This window comes from Streptomyces sp. NPDC029292 (assembly GCF_055569295.1).
Genome location: NZ_JBVHXR010000030.1, coordinates 43,956 through 59,935 on the forward strand (window position 1 = coordinate 43,956; position 15,980 = coordinate 59,935).

17 protein-coding genes and 1 pseudogene are annotated in these 15,980 nt (G+C 67.8%); 5 read left to right on the forward strand and 13 right to left on the reverse strand.

All coding sequences use genetic code 11. The features are described 5' to 3' along the window. Position 1 precedes the first annotated feature (1 nt). Entirely contained in the window at positions 2-604 is a 603-nt protein-coding gene (locus tag ACZ4WS_RS42570) for an NAD-dependent epimerase/dehydratase family protein (RefSeq protein ID WP_467988765.1), read from the reverse strand. Continuing rightward, positions 585-1,978: pseudogene (locus tag ACZ4WS_RS42575) on the reverse strand (IS30 family transposase). Before ACZ4WS_RS42575 ends, ACZ4WS_RS42570 begins: the two are co-directional and overlap by 20 nt. 387 nt (positions 1,979-2,365) lie before the next feature. On the opposite strand from ACZ4WS_RS42575, the gene ACZ4WS_RS42580 reads away from it, so the two are divergent. The 4 genes from ACZ4WS_RS42580 (at position 2,366) to ACZ4WS_RS42595 (ending at position 5,363) form a co-directional block, all read left to right on the forward strand. Continuing rightward, a complete protein-coding gene (locus tag ACZ4WS_RS42580; RefSeq protein ID WP_467988767.1) occupies positions 2,366-3,637 on the forward strand; it encodes a hypothetical protein in 1,272 nt (423 codons plus the stop codon). Between the two features lie 39 nt (positions 3,638-3,676). After that, the gene (locus tag ACZ4WS_RS42585; RefSeq protein WP_362554797.1) at positions 3,677-3,910 is read left to right on the forward strand and encodes a ferredoxin; all 234 of its coding nucleotides are present in this window, start codon (positions 3,677-3,679) and stop codon (positions 3,908-3,910) included. A gap of 62 nt (positions 3,911-3,972) precedes the next feature. Further along, positions 3,973-4,731, forward strand: coding sequence for an iron-containing redox enzyme family protein (locus ACZ4WS_RS42590; protein WP_467988769.1), 759 nt, complete (start codon positions 3,973-3,975; stop codon positions 4,729-4,731). Positions 4,732-5,069: 338 nt separating this feature from the next. After that, a complete protein-coding gene (locus tag ACZ4WS_RS42595) occupies positions 5,070-5,363 on the forward strand; it encodes a helix-turn-helix domain-containing protein (RefSeq protein WP_467988771.1) in 294 nt (97 codons plus the stop codon). A 61-nt stretch (positions 5,364-5,424) separates the two neighbouring features. On the opposite strand, the gene ACZ4WS_RS42600 is transcribed toward ACZ4WS_RS42595, so the two are convergent. Continuing rightward, a complete protein-coding gene (locus ACZ4WS_RS42600; protein ID WP_467988773.1) occupies positions 5,425-5,748 on the reverse strand; it encodes an AzlD domain-containing protein in 324 nt (107 codons plus the stop codon). Then, positions 5,745-6,452, reverse strand: coding sequence for an AzlC family ABC transporter permease (locus ACZ4WS_RS42605; RefSeq protein ID WP_467988775.1), 708 nt, complete (start codon positions 6,450-6,452; stop codon positions 5,745-5,747). The genes ACZ4WS_RS42600 and ACZ4WS_RS42605 overlap by 4 nt, the downstream gene beginning before the upstream one ends. A gap of 48 nt (positions 6,453-6,500) precedes the next feature. Between ACZ4WS_RS42605 and ACZ4WS_RS42610 the strand changes: the two genes are divergently transcribed. Further along, positions 6,501-7,079, forward strand: coding sequence for a helix-turn-helix domain-containing protein (locus ACZ4WS_RS42610; protein ID WP_467988776.1), 579 nt, complete (start codon positions 6,501-6,503; stop codon positions 7,077-7,079). Between the two features lie 13 nt (positions 7,080-7,092). Here the strand turns inward: ACZ4WS_RS42610 and fabG are convergent, their stop codons facing one another. From fabG to ACZ4WS_RS42655, 9 genes are read right to left on the reverse strand one after another with little or no spacing between them, the layout of a single operon-like run. Further along, on the reverse strand, positions 7,093-7,812 hold the full coding sequence (gene fabG, locus ACZ4WS_RS42615; RefSeq protein ID WP_467988778.1) for a 3-oxoacyl-[acyl-carrier-protein] reductase: 720 nt from the start codon (positions 7,810-7,812) through the stop codon (positions 7,093-7,095). Positions 7,813-7,857: 45 nt separating this feature from the next. Continuing rightward, entirely contained in the window at positions 7,858-8,940 is a 1,083-nt protein-coding gene (locus tag ACZ4WS_RS42620; protein WP_467988780.1) for a branched-chain amino acid aminotransferase, read from the reverse strand. A gap of 31 nt (positions 8,941-8,971) precedes the next feature. Further along, complete coding sequence (locus tag ACZ4WS_RS42625; protein ID WP_467988782.1) at positions 8,972-10,564, reverse strand: acyl-CoA carboxylase subunit beta; 1,593 nt, start codon at positions 10,562-10,564, stop codon at positions 8,972-8,974. 2 nt (positions 10,565-10,566) lie between these two features. Further along, positions 10,567-11,235 carry a 4'-phosphopantetheinyl transferase family protein gene (locus ACZ4WS_RS42630; protein WP_467988784.1) on the reverse strand — a complete coding sequence of 223 codons (669 nt, stop codon included), beginning with the start codon at positions 11,233-11,235 and terminating at the stop codon, positions 10,567-10,569. After that, positions 11,232-12,134 carry a fumarylacetoacetate hydrolase family protein gene (locus ACZ4WS_RS42635; RefSeq protein ID WP_467988786.1) on the reverse strand — a complete coding sequence of 301 codons (903 nt, stop codon included), beginning with the start codon at positions 12,132-12,134 and terminating at the stop codon, positions 11,232-11,234. Before ACZ4WS_RS42635 ends, ACZ4WS_RS42630 begins: the two co-directional genes overlap by 4 nt. Beyond that, positions 12,135-12,548 (reverse strand): acyl-CoA thioesterase, encoded by a 414-nt coding sequence (locus ACZ4WS_RS42640; protein ID WP_467988787.1) that lies wholly within the window; start codon positions 12,546-12,548, stop codon positions 12,135-12,137. It abuts the gene before it with no gap. Positions 12,549-12,550: 2 nt separating this feature from the next. Further along, the gene (locus ACZ4WS_RS42645; RefSeq protein WP_467988789.1) at positions 12,551-14,422 is read right to left on the reverse strand and encodes an acyl-CoA dehydrogenase family protein; all 1,872 of its coding nucleotides are present in this window, start codon (positions 14,420-14,422) and stop codon (positions 12,551-12,553) included. 45 nt (positions 14,423-14,467) lie between these two features. Further along, the gene (locus tag ACZ4WS_RS42650; protein WP_467988791.1) at positions 14,468-15,688 is read right to left on the reverse strand and encodes a beta-ketoacyl-[acyl-carrier-protein] synthase family protein; all 1,221 of its coding nucleotides are present in this window, start codon (positions 15,686-15,688) and stop codon (positions 14,468-14,470) included. Then, entirely contained in the window at positions 15,685-15,927 is a 243-nt protein-coding gene (locus ACZ4WS_RS42655; protein ID WP_467988793.1) for an acyl carrier protein, read from the reverse strand. The genes ACZ4WS_RS42650 and ACZ4WS_RS42655 overlap by 4 nt, the downstream gene beginning before the upstream one ends. Between the last annotated feature and the right edge of the window lie 53 nt (positions 15,928-15,980).

The following is a 15,980-nucleotide window of genomic DNA, read 5'->3' on the forward strand; positions in this document are numbered from 1 at the left end:
GTCAAGCCGTGGTGCTCAAAGTGAGGTGGGGCCAGGTTCGGTCGGTACGACATTCACTGGCCGGATCCTCGCAGTGCAGGGATTCCGCCAGCGCCAAGAGATCGCTGTAGCGGGCGTCCGCGTATTCCTTGAACTCCCCCGCGTCGAGCCGACTCTTGATCTCCCGGATTCCGTCCACCACCCGCAGGTCGGCGGAGAAACCGAGGTCGCGATGGATGCGGCTGAAGTCGACTCGGTAGTCACGGTTGTCGGCCACGGTGTCCTGCACGACCAGCTCGGTTCCGGGGACCTCCGCAGCAATCAGGCGCGCGACATCGATGATCTGGTGGCCGTCCGCGAGCGGCCCGCAGTTGTAGACCTGCGGGGTGATGGCCGTGCGATCCGCCGCCAGTGCCAGATGTATGGCCTTCGCCGCGTCCTGAACATGCAGGAATGGCCGCCATTGACGACCCCCGTTCACAGTCACCCTGCCCTTGTGTACAGCGTCGCCAGTCATGACGTTGACAGCCAAGTCGAAACGCATCCTCGGCGCCAGCCCGTAGAGCGTGGCGAAGCGCAGAATGAACGGGGTGAAATGCTCAGGTTCAAGGAGTCGTCGCAACACTTCCGCTTTGTGTTGATAGTAGGTGACTGCCGAGAGTTTCGGCGGGTGTCCTCCAGCCAAGGGTCTTGCGGGGTCTGCTGTTGAGGGCCGCGGCGACGGCAGCGAGGTCCTCGCGGGTATGCCTGCTGAGGTCGGTGCCCTTCGGAAAGTACTGCCGGAGCAGGCCATTGGTGTTCTCGTTCGTTCCCCGCTGCCAGGGACTGTGCGGGTCGGCGAAGTAGATCTCCAGACCGGTGTCGATACGGAGCTGGGCGTGTTGCGCCAGCTCCGAACCCTGGTCCCAGGTCAGGGACTTGCGGAGCTGGGCGGGCAGGTCGGTGATCGCCTCCGCGAGAGCTTCCCGTACGGCCCCGGCTCCGTGACCGGCCAGCGCGGGACCGTTCTTGGCCCGTGGGCCGCCATGGCCGGGCATGGGCGGCAGGTGCAGCAGCATCGTGAACCTGCTGGTGCGTTCCACCAGGGTGCCGATAGCGGAGCTGTTCAGGCCGATGATGAGGTCGCCCTCCCAGTGCCCGGGAACCGCTCGGTCTTCTGCCTCGGCGGGCCGCTGGCTGATCAGCACCTCCTCGGTCACGAACTTCTTCCCCCGGCCGGCGGTCCGGGCCTGGGCACCCGTAGTGCCCGGCCGGTGCGCAGGCAGGCGACGAGCTCACGTTTCAGCGCTCCGCGGCCCTGGATGTAGAGGGCCTGGTAGATCGCCTCGTGCGAGATGCGCATGGACTCATCATCAGGGAAGTCGGCCGTCAGCCGGTGGGAGATCTGCTGCGGGCTCCACGAGGTGGCCCAACGGCGGTCCTGACGCCTGGGCTTGTTCCGCCCCTTCCACCGCGGTGCCGTGGGTCCCGCCACCGGTGTGCCGTCCGGGTGACGGAGCTCTCCAGCAAGGCGGTCCTGAACGTACTCGCGCAGCCGCTCATTGCCGGCCAGCTTGGACGTCTTCGGCCGCTGAGCGGCCAGTTCGGCCTTCCACTGTGCGACCGAGGCTCGGTAGGTGAACTGCCCGCAGCGCGTGGCGGCGTTGCGCCGCAGTTCCCGCGAGATCGTCGACGGGTCCCTGCCCAGCCGGCGGGCGATCTCCCGGACCCCGGCATCCTGGGCCTTCAGCAGCGCGATGTCCTCGCGCTCCTCGAAGGAGAGATATCTGCCCGAGACCGGGTCAAGCTGGATCGACGGCATTCCGCCACGTTCCCTGAACCAGCGTGAGCCGACCGGCCCCGACACACCGCACGCAACCGCCGCGTCCTCGCTGGTCAGCCCTTCGGCGATCTTCTTCCAGAAGGCGCGTTCCGCATCCCTGCGGACCGGTGGCTTGCCTGGAGAGCGCATCGCCGGACGTCCCGTAACCGCCGTCGTCCACCCTGCCGGACGCCCCATCGGACACCTCCATGATCAAGGTGTTGCGACGAGCGGTTGAATCCGCCGCTTGAGGGCTACGAATGCAAGCCGACCGGTGAAGTGATGGGATCTTCGTTGCCCACCCAGCGCACGGCCGGCCCGGCTCTGCATGGCCGTCACCAGGTCTGCCCCGCCGGCGCACTTCGCTTCCCGTGAAGAACGACGTCACGTCACACATCTTCAACAAGCCAGACGAACATGGCGAGTGACGATGCGCGAGGCAGGTTTCCGCATCCGAACACCAGGCCGTGGACCACGCGACGCCGGCGCGCAGGGTCCCCGTGGACTCCGCCGCCCGATGCCCCGGACGAACCGCCCTCCTGCTTACCACGACTGCTGTCACGTCAAGAACCAAGAGGGGAAGCAATGCCCGTGCCTGTGTCCTCGTCGAATGCCCACCTTGCCGGTATCGATACGGCGGCGGCGTTCCGCACCGCTGTGGGTGCGTCACCGGACCCGAACTGTTTGGCCGGCGTCCTCGCCGCGTGCCTCCGGCCGCTCATCTACAGCCGCCACCACTGGCTGGTGTACCGGGGCGAGTACCGCGTGCGCGCCGACCTGCGCTCGGCCCTGGAGTCTCTGAGCGAGCGTGCCCCTGAGGAATGGGACGACAAGGAGGCGGACCTCGCCCTGACCCTGTTCACGCTGAACGCCGCCGCCATCGGACTCGACGAGCTCGAGGACCGGGCGGACTCGGCGGCAGTGCGCACTGCATTGCTTGCGCGCCACGCGCTGTACGCGTCTGTCGTCGCCCCGGACGAGGCCGCACCCCAGGCCCTGCTCGACCTGGCGTTCCGGGTGGCGCGCATGCGCGCACTGGTCGAGGAGACTCATGAGCTGTACTCGATCATCGACGGGCGCGCCTGGTTCCGTACCGAGGGAGTGTTCCCGCGCGGGGACGTCGATCGAAGCGTGCTCCCGATGCCGGCCGAGGAAGCGCTGGCCACCCTGCCCGGCTCTGGCGACGGCACCTCCACGGCCGATCAGCTGGCCGCCGTGACGCGCAAGGCCATCGCCCAAGACGCTCAGAGTGCATCCGTACTCCGCGCGATCATGGCGGCGGCTCTCAAGGACCCCGTGCTGCGTGCGGATCACGTGACGCTCACCTGCCCGATGGGTAACATGCTGGACCGGCCGCACGAGATGACGACGAGTCAGGCGTTCTTCACCGAGACGCAGTTGCGCGACGGGATCGAACTGGCCGACTACGCCGAGCGGTTGGGGCACGACTCCGACGACCAACTCCAACGCACCATCCGCGCCCGCATGCTGAAGCTGAAGCGCGGGGCCATCCGCAGCTTGTACGGCCCCGGCTGCATGCAGGGCCAGTTCGTGGAGAAGCACGGCGGACACATGCTGTTCCGCAACGAGGACGCCCATTACCGAGGCCACCAGAGCATAGGTTGCTCCAGCGGCGGCCGGGCTTCGTTCGCCCTGGGCTACCGCCTGGCCGAAGGCACCGAGAAGGTGCTGACACCCATGGTCGGCGACTTCCGAGTCGTACGGATGAGCCATGACGAAAGCGACGAGTTCACCGTCGACGAACTCAAGCACACCATCCGCTACGCCGAGTGGATCCGGGTCGTGGTGGAGGAGACCTACCGGGCCGGCGCGGTCATCCGCAGGGACGACGCGTAGGCATCGGCGAAGCCACCGTCAGAAGGGAAGTGAGACGTCATGCGCATGTGGATCGACCAGTCCCAGTGCCAGAACAGCGGCCTTTGCGAAGAGGAGGCACCGGAGTTGTTCGCCATCGGGGACGGCTTCCTGGCGTACGTGCGCCAGGACGGCGAAGTCCTCGACCAGCCTGGAGGCGAGGGCAGCCAGGCCGAGGTACCCGAGCACCAGGTGGCGCTCGCGGAGCAGTGCGCCAAGGCATGCCCTGCCTTGTGCATCCACCTCGTGGACTGACTGACCCAGAGCCCACCGCACCACTCAAGGAACGCAGAAGCCCGCAACGTAACGGAGCAGATGTGACCGTCATTTCGGATCAGCCGTCGCAGCTCACGCTGGAGGAGGCGTACGACCGCATCCACGCCCTGGCACGCGGGTGCGCCGAGCACCCCGCGGTGAACAACGCCTTCTATGACATGTGGATCGCCGAAGAGCTCACCGTCGACGAGGTGGAACTCGTCGCCAAGAACTTTTACGAGCGTGTGCGACGTACCCCGATCCGTATCGCACTGGCCTTCCTGCACATGAAGGACCTCACAGCACGTGCTGAAACGGTGGAGAACCTCTACGACGAGATGGGTCACGGAGACCCCGCCAAGGCGCACTCGGTGATCCTGCGCGACTTCCTCGAGAGTCTGCTGAGCCGGATGCGCGGCCACGACGTCGACCTGGACACGGTGAAGGCCCCGGTGCTGCCTTCGACACTGCGCCTCATCGAGGAGAGCGAGAAGGTGTTCAGCAGCCCGTATCCGCAGGAGGTCTGCGGCGCCCTGCTTGCCCAGGAGTGGCACGCGTATCCGCAGCTGGTCAGCCTGTACGAGGGCGTGCGCAACTACCGCCGCCACTACGGGTTCGAAGAGTTCCACGAGCAGTGCGAGTTCTTCTACCTGCACATAGGGGCCACCGAGAAGGAACACAAGGTCCACTCCCTGTCGACCGCCGCCAAGGCCTGCAGCTCGCTCGAGGACATCAAGCAACTGGAATGGGGCTTCACGGCCTACCTCGACCTGCTCGCCGAGAACTGGGCCGAGATCTATCGCACGCTCAGGCCCAGCTGACCCACGGCCGACGGCCCGACACCGAACACCCTTGCACCCCGGAGAACCGGCTGCGGGACGCAGGGGTGTTCGGTCCCCGCGATCCACTTGCCGGCGGTATTGAGGCAAACCTCGTGAACGGGGGCGCGGCGCTTGGGGCACACATGGGCGAACAGCGCGCTCTCAGCCGGGCCGGCAGCCACGAACGTGACCGCTCCGGCGTCGGCATGCCCCATAGAGCGCCGGCCTCGGCCGCCCCGGCTCACTCACACGACAGGAACCCCGTAATCGCCACTCAAGCTGCCCCGATCCCTACGCACAGCACCCGCCGAAGGCCTTACGCCGCTGAGCCCGATCATATGTGGGGGACCTTATTCGACAAGGTCTCGGCCCTGTCGCAACGCGAGTTCGAAGTCTTCTGTCTGCTGGCCGAGGGTGCTTCGAACCGTTCGATCTCCACGTTCCTGAAAGTCACCGAACGGACGGTGAAGGCGCACGTGGCACAGGTGCTGGCCAAGCTCAACGTGGAGTCTCGCCTGCAGGCGGGGATCGTCGCCTTCGCCTGGGCGGTGCACATCAGCAACCGCACCTCACCCGTGCTCCCCTCGCCTCCCTGCTCCACGCCTCTCGTGCACGCCCGCGGACACGGCTGACCAGACGGATTCCCGCCCCGTCCATGCACCGGACGGCCGCGGGGCCGGCCACCGTACGCGCTCAGGAGACGCCCACCAGCCGCAGCAGGGCCGTGCATACGGCGGCCCCCAGGACCACCACGACGAACGGCGCCTTGCGCCACGCGAGGAGACCTCCTACCAGCACTCCGACCGGGCGGGCCACCCCCGCCCACTCATGAGCCTCGAACAGTGCGGTGGTGGCAACCAGGGCGGCGAGCAACACCACCGCGGAGCGCTCCATGAGCTTCTCCACCGCGGGCGGGAAATCGACCCTGGAGCGCAACGCCGGGCCCGCCAGACGGAAGGCATACGTTCCGATGGCCAGCACGAGCATCGCCCCGACCAGCAACGGAGTGTTCGTCATCGCGCGCCTTCATCCTCTCGTACACGCTCGGTCGCCAAGATGAGACCGACCAACGCCAGCAGGACGGGCAGCCCGACCGGCAGGAACGGTGTCGCGACCAGAGCGAGCGCGGAGCCGACAAGGGCCGCGGTCCGGGTCTTCCGGTCACGCAGGGCCGGCAGGATCAGCGCCAGGATGACCGCCGGGAACATGGCGTCCAAGCCGAGGGCATCCGTGTCCTTGATCACCGCACCGGCCATGCCGCCCAAGAGGGCGCCAAGCGGCCAGCACACCAAGATGCCGAGTCCGCACAGCCGGTACGCGGCGCGCTTGGCGGGCAGATCCTTCTGCGCCAGGGCGAAGACAACGGTCTCGTCATTCATCAGGTGTGTGCCGAGGAACCGACGCCAGCCGCGGCCGATCACCTCCGGAATGGCCAGCCCGAAGGGCAGGTGCCGGGCGTTGACCAGCAGCCCCGCCAGCACGGCTGCAATCGGGCTGCCGCCCGCGGCGATAATCCCGATGAACAGGAACTCCGAGGACGCGGCGACGACGAGCACTCCCAGCAGTACCGGCACCCACAGAGGGAACCCTGATGCCACCGCGATCGCGCCGTAGGACAGGCCGATGACACCAACCGCCAGACACACCAATGCCACGTCACGGAGCACTTCGCGCTCTAGAGTTCTCCATATCGAACGCATGGAGTACATGATGAACGCCACGAAGTTCGTTCGTCAAGACGAACAGTCGACCGGTGGAGCGAACGCCCTATGAAGACACCCCCGACAGCAACCGACTCCACGAAGCCCCCGCTGGAGGCCATCGCCGCCGCTCTACGCCGAGAACGCAACCGCGCCGGCCTGAGCCTCAGCGAGGTCGCGCAGCGGGCGGGGATCGCCAAATCCACTCTCTCCCAACTGGAATCGGGCTCGGGAAACCCCAGCCTGGAGACTCTCTGGGCGCTCTGTGTCGCACTGGATACGCCGTTCGCCCGGTTGGTCGAACCCCGTCAGCCCCGGGTCCAGGTGATCAGGGTCGGGGAAGGGGCTGCCGTCTCCTCCGCCCAGGCCGACTACCACGCCGTCCTGCTCTCGGCCTGCCCGCCCGGCGCGCGACGCGACATCTACCGCATCACCGCCGAGCCGGGGCACCAGCGCACGTCGGACCCGCACATGCCGGGAGTCGTGGAGCACGTGGTGCTGGGCTCCGGCCGGGCGCTGGTGGGGCTGGCCGACGATGCTGTGGAACTGGGCCCTGGTGACGCCATCACTTACCCGGCCGATCTGCCCCATGTGTTCCGCGCACTGGAGCCGGGCACCTGGGCCGTGCTGGTCAGCGAGCACGTGTAAGGGCTCGGAGGGTTCAGTGCCCCATCCCCATGCCGCCGTCCACGGGGATGACGGCACCGGTGATGTATGAGGCGCCGTCCGACGCGAGGAACCGTACCGTCGCCGCGATCTCCTCCGGAGTGGCCAGACGCGCCAGCGGGACCTTCGCGAGCGCGGCGGCGCGCTGTCTCTCGTTCAGAGCCCGGGTCATGTCGGTGTCGACGAAGCCTGGGGCGACAACGTTGCAGGTGACGCCGCGTGGGCCCATCTCGCGGGCGTAGGAGCGAGCCAGGCCCACCAACCCTGCTTTGGAGGCAGCGTAGTTGGTCTGCCCGGCAGAGCCGTGCAGACCAACTACGGACGAGACCAGGACGACACGCCCCTTGCAGGCCTGCAGCATGCCGGCCGTGGCCCGTTTGAGGACACGGAAGGCTCCGACAAGGTTCGTTTCGAGCACCGCACTGAGGTCGTCCTCCGGCATGCGCAGCAGCAGGTTGTCCCGCGTGATACCGGCATTGGCGACCAGCACCTCGACGGGGCCGTGCCGTGCCTGGATGTCCTTGAACGCCATCTCCACCTGCTCGGTGTTCGTGACATCGCAGCGCACGGCGAGACAGCCCGCGTCCACGAGGTCACGAGGCGGCTCGCCGGACCGGTACGTGATCGCGACCTGCTCGCCGGCGTCCGCGAAGGCTCGCGCGACTGCGTGGCCTATGCCCCGATTGCCTCCGGTGATGAGAACGGATCGGCTCACCGAATTCCTCCTTTCGATCGTGCCCGCGTACGGTACGGGCGGTGCTCAGGCAAGCTTGTGGACCCAGCCGTACGGGTCGGGACGCTCGCCGGCCTGGATGCCCATGAGCTCTTCCCGCAGCCGCACCGTGACGGGCCCGACGCCGCCACCGCCCACCGTCCACTGTCCATCGACGCTCTTGATCCGGCTCACGGGCGTGATCATCGACGAAGTACCGCACGAGAACACCTCCGTGAGCGCTCCGGCCTCCGCGTCCGCACGCCACTGATCGACGCTGATCCGCCCCTCCTCCGCCGTGTAACCGAGGTCCCCGGCCAGTGTCAGCAGCGAGTCCCTGGTGATGCCCGGCAGCAGGGTGCCCGTCAACTCCGGTGTGACCAGCCGCGATCCGTAGACGAAGAACAGGTTGCTGGTGCCCATCTCCTCCACCCAACGACGCTCCACCGCGTCCAGCCACACCACCTGGTCGCAGCCCTGCCGCCGGGCCTCCTCCATGGCCAACAGCGTCCCTGCGTAGTTGCCACCGCACTTCGCGGCGCCCGTGCCACCCGGCGCTGCCCGCACGTGCTCGCTCGGCACCCACACGGAGACGGGCTGGGGCCCGGCCTTGAAGTAGGCAGCCGCAGGCGATGCGATCACCACGAACAGGTACTCGGTGGACGGCTGGTAGAAGCCGATGGACCGTTGCGTCGCGATCATGAAGGGCCGCAGGTACAGGCTGTGTCCCGGCTGGCGGGGAACCCACTTCTGGTCGGCGGCGACCAACCGCTCCAAGGCTTCGACGTAGGTGTCCTCGGGGAGAGGCGGCATCGCCATCCGCTGGCAGGAGGAGTTCAGCCGCGCGGCATTCGCGTACGGCCGGAAGGTCGCCACCGACGCGTCCGGGCGGCGATACGCCTTCATGCCCTCGAAGATCTCCTGCCCGTAGTGGAAGACCTGGGCGGAGGGTTCGAGAGCGATCGGGCCGTACGGCTCGACCCGAGCGTCGTACCAGCCGCGCTCCTCGGCCCACTTGATCGTCACCATGTGGTCGGTGAACACCTCACCGAAGGCGGGGTCGGACATCAAACGCTCCCGCTCGGGGTCCAGGGTGGGGACGGCGGGCTGGTGGGCGAACTCGACCGGCATGAGGCTCCTCCGGGATGGTGTGGACTGGGGGTCAGACGGGCGGATTGCCGTGCTTGCGCGCCGGTTGCTCACCGCGCTTGGTGCACAGCATCGTCAGCGCGCGGACCAGGACGTCGCGGGTGTCGGCGGGGTCGATGACATCGTCGACGAGCCCGCGCTCCGCCGCGTAGTACGGGTGCATGAGTTCCGCCTTGTATTCCTTGACGACCTGCTCGCGCACCGCCTCGGGGTTCTCCGCCTCGGCGATCCGCCGGCGGAAGACGACGTTCGCGGCGCCTTCCGCGCCCATCACGGCGATCTCGTTGGTCGGCCAGGCGAAGGCCAGGTCGGCTCCGATGGAGCGGGAGTCCATCACGATGTATGCCCCTCCGTAAGCCTTGCGCAAGATCAGTTGGATGCGGGGCACGGTGGCGGTGCAGTACGCGTAGAGCAGTTTGGCACCGTGCCGGATGATGCCGTCGTGCTCCTGAGCGACACCGGGCAGGAAGCCCGGTACGTCGAGCAACGTGATGAGCGGGATGTTGAAGGCATCACACATCTGCACGAAGCGCGCGGCCTTTTCCGAGGCCTTGATGTCCAACACGCCGGCCAGGCGCTGTGGTTGGCTGGCGACGACCCCGACCGGCCGGCCGCCGACGCGCGCCAGACAGCAGATCACGTTGGTGGCCCAGCGCTCGTGGACCTCGAGGCATTCACCGTCGTCGACGAACCCTTCGATGACCTCCATCATGTCGTACGGCACCTTGCCGTCGGTCGGCACGATGCGCAGCAGGTCGTCGCAGCGACGGTCAGGAGGGTCGGTCGTCGGACAAACGGGAGGCATCTCACGGTTGTTGGAAGGCAGTAGCGACAACAGGTAGCGCACCTCGGCGATGCAGGTCACCTCGTCGTCGTACGCGAAGTGCGCGACGCCCGACGTCCCGGCGTGCACGTCCGCGCCGCCGAGCCCGTTCTGCGTGATCTCCTCGCCGGTGACCGCCCGGACCACGTCGGGCCCGGTGATGAACATCTGCGACGTGTCGCGAACCATGAACACGAAGTCCGTCAGGGCCGGGGCATACGCGGCTCCTCCGGCGCACGGGCCCAGGATCACCGAGATCTGCGGGATGACGCCCGAGGCCTGGGCGTTGCGGCGGAAGATGCCGCCGTAGCCTGCGAGCGCGCTGACGCCCTCCTGGATGCGGGCGCCCGCGCCGTCGTTGAGGGAGACGAGTGGCGCTCCGGCCGCCATGGCCATGTCCATGATCTTGTGTATCTTCTCGGCGTGGGCCTCGCCCAGGGCACCGCCGAAGATGCGGAAGTCGTGGGCGTACACGAAGACCGTCCGGCCCTCCACGGAGCCCCAGCCCGTGACCACGCCATCCGTGTGCGGCCTCTTCGTCTCCAGGCCGAAGCCCGTGGCCCGGTGGCGGCGCAGGGTCTCCACCTCGGTGAACGAACCCGGGTCCAGCAGCAGTTCGATCCGCTCCCGCGCCGTGAGTTTGCCCTTGGCGTGCTGGGCCGCGGTGGCGCGCTCGCTCGGTCCCCGGCGCGCCACCCGCTTGATCTCACGCAGTTCGGCCAGGCGGCTCAAGGCGTCACCGGGTACCGCTGGATCGTCACACGTCTGCGTCTGAGGGGGCATTCCTAGCTCTCTCCTTCTGTGACCGACAGCGTGATCGCAGTGAGCAGCAGGCCATTGCGGCTCGTCCAGCGGCCGTGCACCTTCTCGGGAAGGTGCTGGTGCCGCCCGCCGCGAGGGCGCAGCCGTACGTCGAACGCCGCCGTGTCGGCTGCGAAGTCGACCTCGGCCTCCCGAAAGCCGAGGAACCGCCCGGTCAGCGGGTGCCAGACCTTGTAGACGCTTTCCTTGACGCTGAAGAGCAAGCGGTCCCAGCACACCTCGCGACGACTGGCGATCAGCTCCCGCACGTGGCGGCGCTCTTGAGGTGTCGAGATGAACTCCATTACGTCCTCGGGGACTTCGCGGTTCGGCTCGGCATCGATACCGACCGCCCTGGCGTGGGCCCGACTGGCGACCGCGGCCGCGCGATAGCCGTCGCAGTGCGTGATGCTCCCGACCACCGAAGCAGGCCAGTGCGGAGCGCCGCCGGGCGACCTCAGGATCGCCCCGACGGGTTCTCCCAAGTCCCCCAAGGCCTGGTGGGCGCAGTGTCTCCCGGTCGTGAACGCCGCCCGCCGCGGAGTCGCGAAGTGGCGTGCGACGGCTTCCTCCTCCGGGTGCAGGGTGATGCCCTCCGAGTCGCCGTACGCCTCGCGTCCCGCGACGCGCCTCGGGACGACCTCCTCGATCATCGGACCCCCGTGGATCCGGGGGCGGTGACGACCTCTTCCCCGCTCTCGAAGGCGCGGCACCGCTGGCGTTGTGCGCCGAGCCCGCCCACCTCCACCTCGAGCAGGTCTCCGGGGCGCAGGAAGTCCACGTCGGGCCGGGCCAGGGAGATGCCTGCGGGGGAACCGGTCAGCACGACGTCTCCCGGCTGCAACACCAGGAACTGGCTGAGGTACCAGACGACGTGGGCGACATCGAAGACCATGTCGCCGGTGTGGCCGTCCTGCATCTGACGGCCGTTCACATGGCAGGTCAGCCTCAGCGACTGCAGATCACCCACCTCGTCCGGGGTCACCAGGTGCGGCCCCAGCGGGGTGAAGGTCTCGAACGACTTGCCCTTGATCCACTGACCGCCCCGCTCCAGCAGCCAGCCGCGCTCCGAGACGTCGTCGGCCGTGCAGAAGCCCGCGACGTGGTCGAGAGCATGTTGCCGGTCGGCCAGGTACTGGGCACGACGCCCGATGATCACGGCCAGTTCCACCTCCCAGTCCGTCTTGCGGCTGCCGGGCGGAATGACGAGGTCGTCGAAGGGCCCGACCACTGTCGAAGGCGCCTTGCTGGACACGTAGGGCTCGGTGGGCACCTCCATCCCGGCCTCCACCGCGTGCGCTCGGTAGTTCAGGCCGATGGACAGCACGTGGCCACCGGGCCGCACTGGCGGGCCGACCCGCTCGTGCGGGCCGGCGACAGGCAACTTCGAACCCTCGTGGGCCAGGCGCTCGGCGAGTTCACGCAGTCGACAAGGATCAAGTGAGGCGCCGCTCCAGTCGGGAACCCATGCCGAGAAGTCGCGCACCGTACCGTCCGCGTGGACGGCGCAAGGGCGCTCCTCCCCCGGTGGTCCGATCCGCAGCAGGCGCATTCACTCCTCCTCTTCGAGGTACTTCTCGAAAAAGGCGATCTCCGCGTCGGCGAGTCGACGTGGGCGTCCTGCCTTGTAGTCGAAAGGAGCCATGACAGTCGAGGCGGATGCGTACACGGTGTCGCCGTCCTTGACGTCGTAGTCGATGGCGACCGTGGCCGACTGGAGCCGTGACACCCACATCTCGATCTCGACCGGCTCGTGCCGGTGAACCAGTTGCCTCTTGTACGAGATCTCGTGACTGACCACCACCGAACCGTCCTTGAAGAAGGCATCGCCCTCGGTCGGTGTCATGCGGAAGATGAAGTCGACGCGGGCCTCCTCCAGATATCGAAGGAAGTTGACGTTGTTGACGATCCCGTAGACGTCCATGTCCGCCCAGCGCAGCGGACAGCGGTATACGTGCCGGGCCATGGTCACTTCCCTCCTGTCGCGGTGGCGGACGGGCCCGCTCCGGTGAGCGCCTGGAAGGCGGAGACGTAGTCGTCCGCGGCTATCGGGGAGCGCAGCAGCTCGGGCGACAGCTGGAAGCCGTCGATCAGCAGCGACGTATGCGGGAGAATGCGTGTGCACGCCTCGTCGATCAGATCGGGCAGCGCCCGCACCTCCTGAGCAGTCAGCGCGCCCTGCGCCAAGTACCAGCCCGCGTCGCGCTGGAGCTCGGTCAGCGCGTAGAGAAGAGCCAGTTCGTGCAGCGCGGCACGCACGGACGGCTCGTGCGCATCGCCGACGGCGGCGGCGAAGCACTCGAGTGTCACCCGTACCGCTTGCGTACGGGCCATGGCCAGCGCGGAGTTCATGGTGCTGTTCCACGCTTCGAAGTACGTGCGGTCGGCGTCGTCCGCCATCCGGGCACGGCCCTCCTCATGCAGCGACCGCTCCCTCTTACCCAGGATCCCCACCAGCAGGTCCAGGTCCAGGAGACCGTCGGGGCCACGCTCGGCCCGGGGCTCCGCGGCGGTCGCGGCGGCGGGTCGGGCAAGCAACTGGCCCGCGGTGGTCGCGAGCAGCACCTGGTTGTCGCCCTCCGCGGTGACCAGGCCCTGGAGCAGGGAACCGTAGTCCGCAATCCGGTTGGCGCTGAAGATGCCCTGGGCACCGCAGCGTTCCCGGCAGACGGCGACGGTCTCCGTCATCTCCCAGGTGGTGAGGGCCTTCGTGAGGGCGATGAGCACGCCGAGCTCGGCCGAGATCTCGCCGGCCTGGCTCAGGTAACGCCGCTTGGCGTGGTTGAGCAGGAAGGTCATCGCGTAGACCTTGGCCAGCTGTGTGAAGAGGGACAGCTGGTGGCTTCGGTACTCGATGACAGGCATGTCGTTACGGCCGGGGGCATTGGTGAGCCGCTGCGCCGCGTACCTCAGGGCGATATACACGCTCGCCCGGCCCGCTCCGACGGCCGCGCTGGACACACAGAGCCTGCCGGGCTGGATGCGGCTCATCGCCTTCAGGAACCGCTTGCGCTGATTGCCCGCGGCCGGCTTGAAGGCGCCGTCCTGCGTGAACTCGCCCATGTCGCCGAGGAGCAGGTTGCGGCGCGGCACGCGCACGTGGTCGAACCAGGTCAGGCCGTTGTCGAGACCCTGCACGGGCTTCTCCGGGCAGGACGCGGCGTGGACGCCTTCGCACAGGCCCGTCGCATCGCTGATGCGGACGATGAAGGGATAGACGCCGTGGTCCTTCCCGTCGGCCTTCAGCCTGGCCAGCACCACCGCGACCTTCGGAACATCCTGGAAACCGCTGTACGACATGTACTTCTGTGCGAGCGGGTCCGGCGTGTTGAGTACGAAGGTCTCGGTGTCACGGTCGTAGGCCGCTTCCGTGCGCAACGCCGCCACGTTGTTGCCGTAGCCGAGCTCGGTGGCCATGTACGGGCCGAACGACTCCAGGCCGTCGAGCTCTTCGACGTAGTCCTTCAGGTCCTCCCGGTCACCGCCGTGCTCCGCCACAGTGCCGAAGCAGAGGTTGTAGTGGACCATCAGCAGCGAGAACGTCGCTACGTCCAGCAGGGAGGGCCATTCGGCCAGCGCAAACAGCCGGCGCGGGTTCTTCAGGATCTCCAGCGGCCGCTCGAGGCGCCCGTGAACGAAGCGGGACCGCTCGTAGGCCAGTCGCCCGGCCTCGGGCAGGCTCAGTCCGTCGCGGGCGTCGAAGACCGGGGCGAGCAACAGCGCCCGGATGTCGGCGTGCACGTCCTCGTAAGCACCGTCGAAGATCAATCCGGTCAGCTCTGCACGGCCGGCGTCACCCTCGTTGGATTCCGCCGGGCCCGGAACCGTGGCACTGGTCATCGCGTCTCCGTCTCCTCACATGCGCGGTCGGTCAGGGCTTCGGGGTCAGGCGGCGATCAGCAGAGCCGTGTTCTGGCCGCCGAAGCCGAAGGAATTGCTCAGAGCGATGTCGACGGAGCCGGAGCGCGGCTCCTTGTAGACGAGGTCGATGTCGATACGGGAGTCCGGATCCTTGAGGTTCGCCGTCGGCGGGATGAGCCCGTGGTACGCGGCGAGCGCGGCGAAGGCCGCCTCGATGGCACCAGCCGCACCGAGCGGGTGTCCGGTGACACCCTTCGTGGAGCTGACCGCCGCGTCGGAGCCGATCACGCGGCGGATCACGCCGGACTCGACGACGTCGTTGAGCGGGGTTGACGTGCCGTGCGCGTTGACGTACCGCACGTCGGATCCGCTCACACCGGCATCGGCAAGTGCCGCGCGTACCGCCAGTTCGGCGCCCCGTCCCTCAGGATGCGGGGACGTCACGTAGTGGGCATCGGCTGAAGCGCCATAGCCGATCACCTTGCCGTACGTACGCGCCCCGCGTGCCCGGGCGTGCTCCTCGGACTCCAGGACGACCACTCCGGCACCCTCGCCGAGGACGAACCCGTCTCGCGTCGCGTCGAAGGGCCGTGACGCCGTCCCTGGTGTGTCCGTCCGCCGCGACAGCGCGCGCATGCGGGCGAACGTCGACGAGTACAAGGGCGTGACGGGAGCCTCCGCGCCACCGGCGATGACGATGTCGGCGACACCGGTCCGCAGCAACTCGCGCCCGATCCCGATGGCGCTGGCCCCCGAGGCGCAGGCCGAACAGGGCGCCAGGCAGGGACCGTTGGCGCCGACGTCGATCGCCAGCTGGCCGGCTGCCATGTTGAGCAGCCCCATGGGCAGTGTCATGGCCGAGACTTCCGAAGGTCCTTCCTCAAGGAGGACCTTGTGCTGGGCCTCGAGTGTCGCCGTACTGCCGGCACCCGAGCCGATCAGCACGGCCACTCTGGCGCTGTCCGCCCAAGCGCCCGGCTGGTGCCCGGCATCGGCCAGGGCATCGCGCGCGGCCACGATGGCGAATTGCGCGTACCGGTCGAACTGCCAGGCGTTACGCAGACCCCTGCGCGCCGCGGAGAAGTCCGGTACCCGGCATGCGATGTCCACGGGAAGGTCCGTCAGTTCGGAATCATGGGCGGCCGTCTTCTTCGCCTTGAGTACGCCCTGCCAGTTCTCTTCGACCCCGATCCCGGCCGGCGTCACCAGGCCGATTCCGGTGATCGCCGCGGCGAATGGGGTCATCGGACATTCACGCCCTTCGTCTCGACCAGGGAGACCAAGTCGGCGACCACGGAGATCTCGGACAGTTCCTCGTCCGAGATCTCCACTCCAAGCCGCTTCTTCACCGCGGTCGCGAGTTCGAGCTGGGAAAGCGAGTCGAGGCCCAGATCGTCGAAGGTCGCGTCCGGCGTGATCGACTCCTTGTCGATGTCGAACCTGCTGGCGAAGACCTCGATGACGGAGTCCTGGACAGAGCTCATTTGTTTCCTCCCGAAAGACATGGCGTGATAAGGCGCTCGGTGGTGCCGGCTAC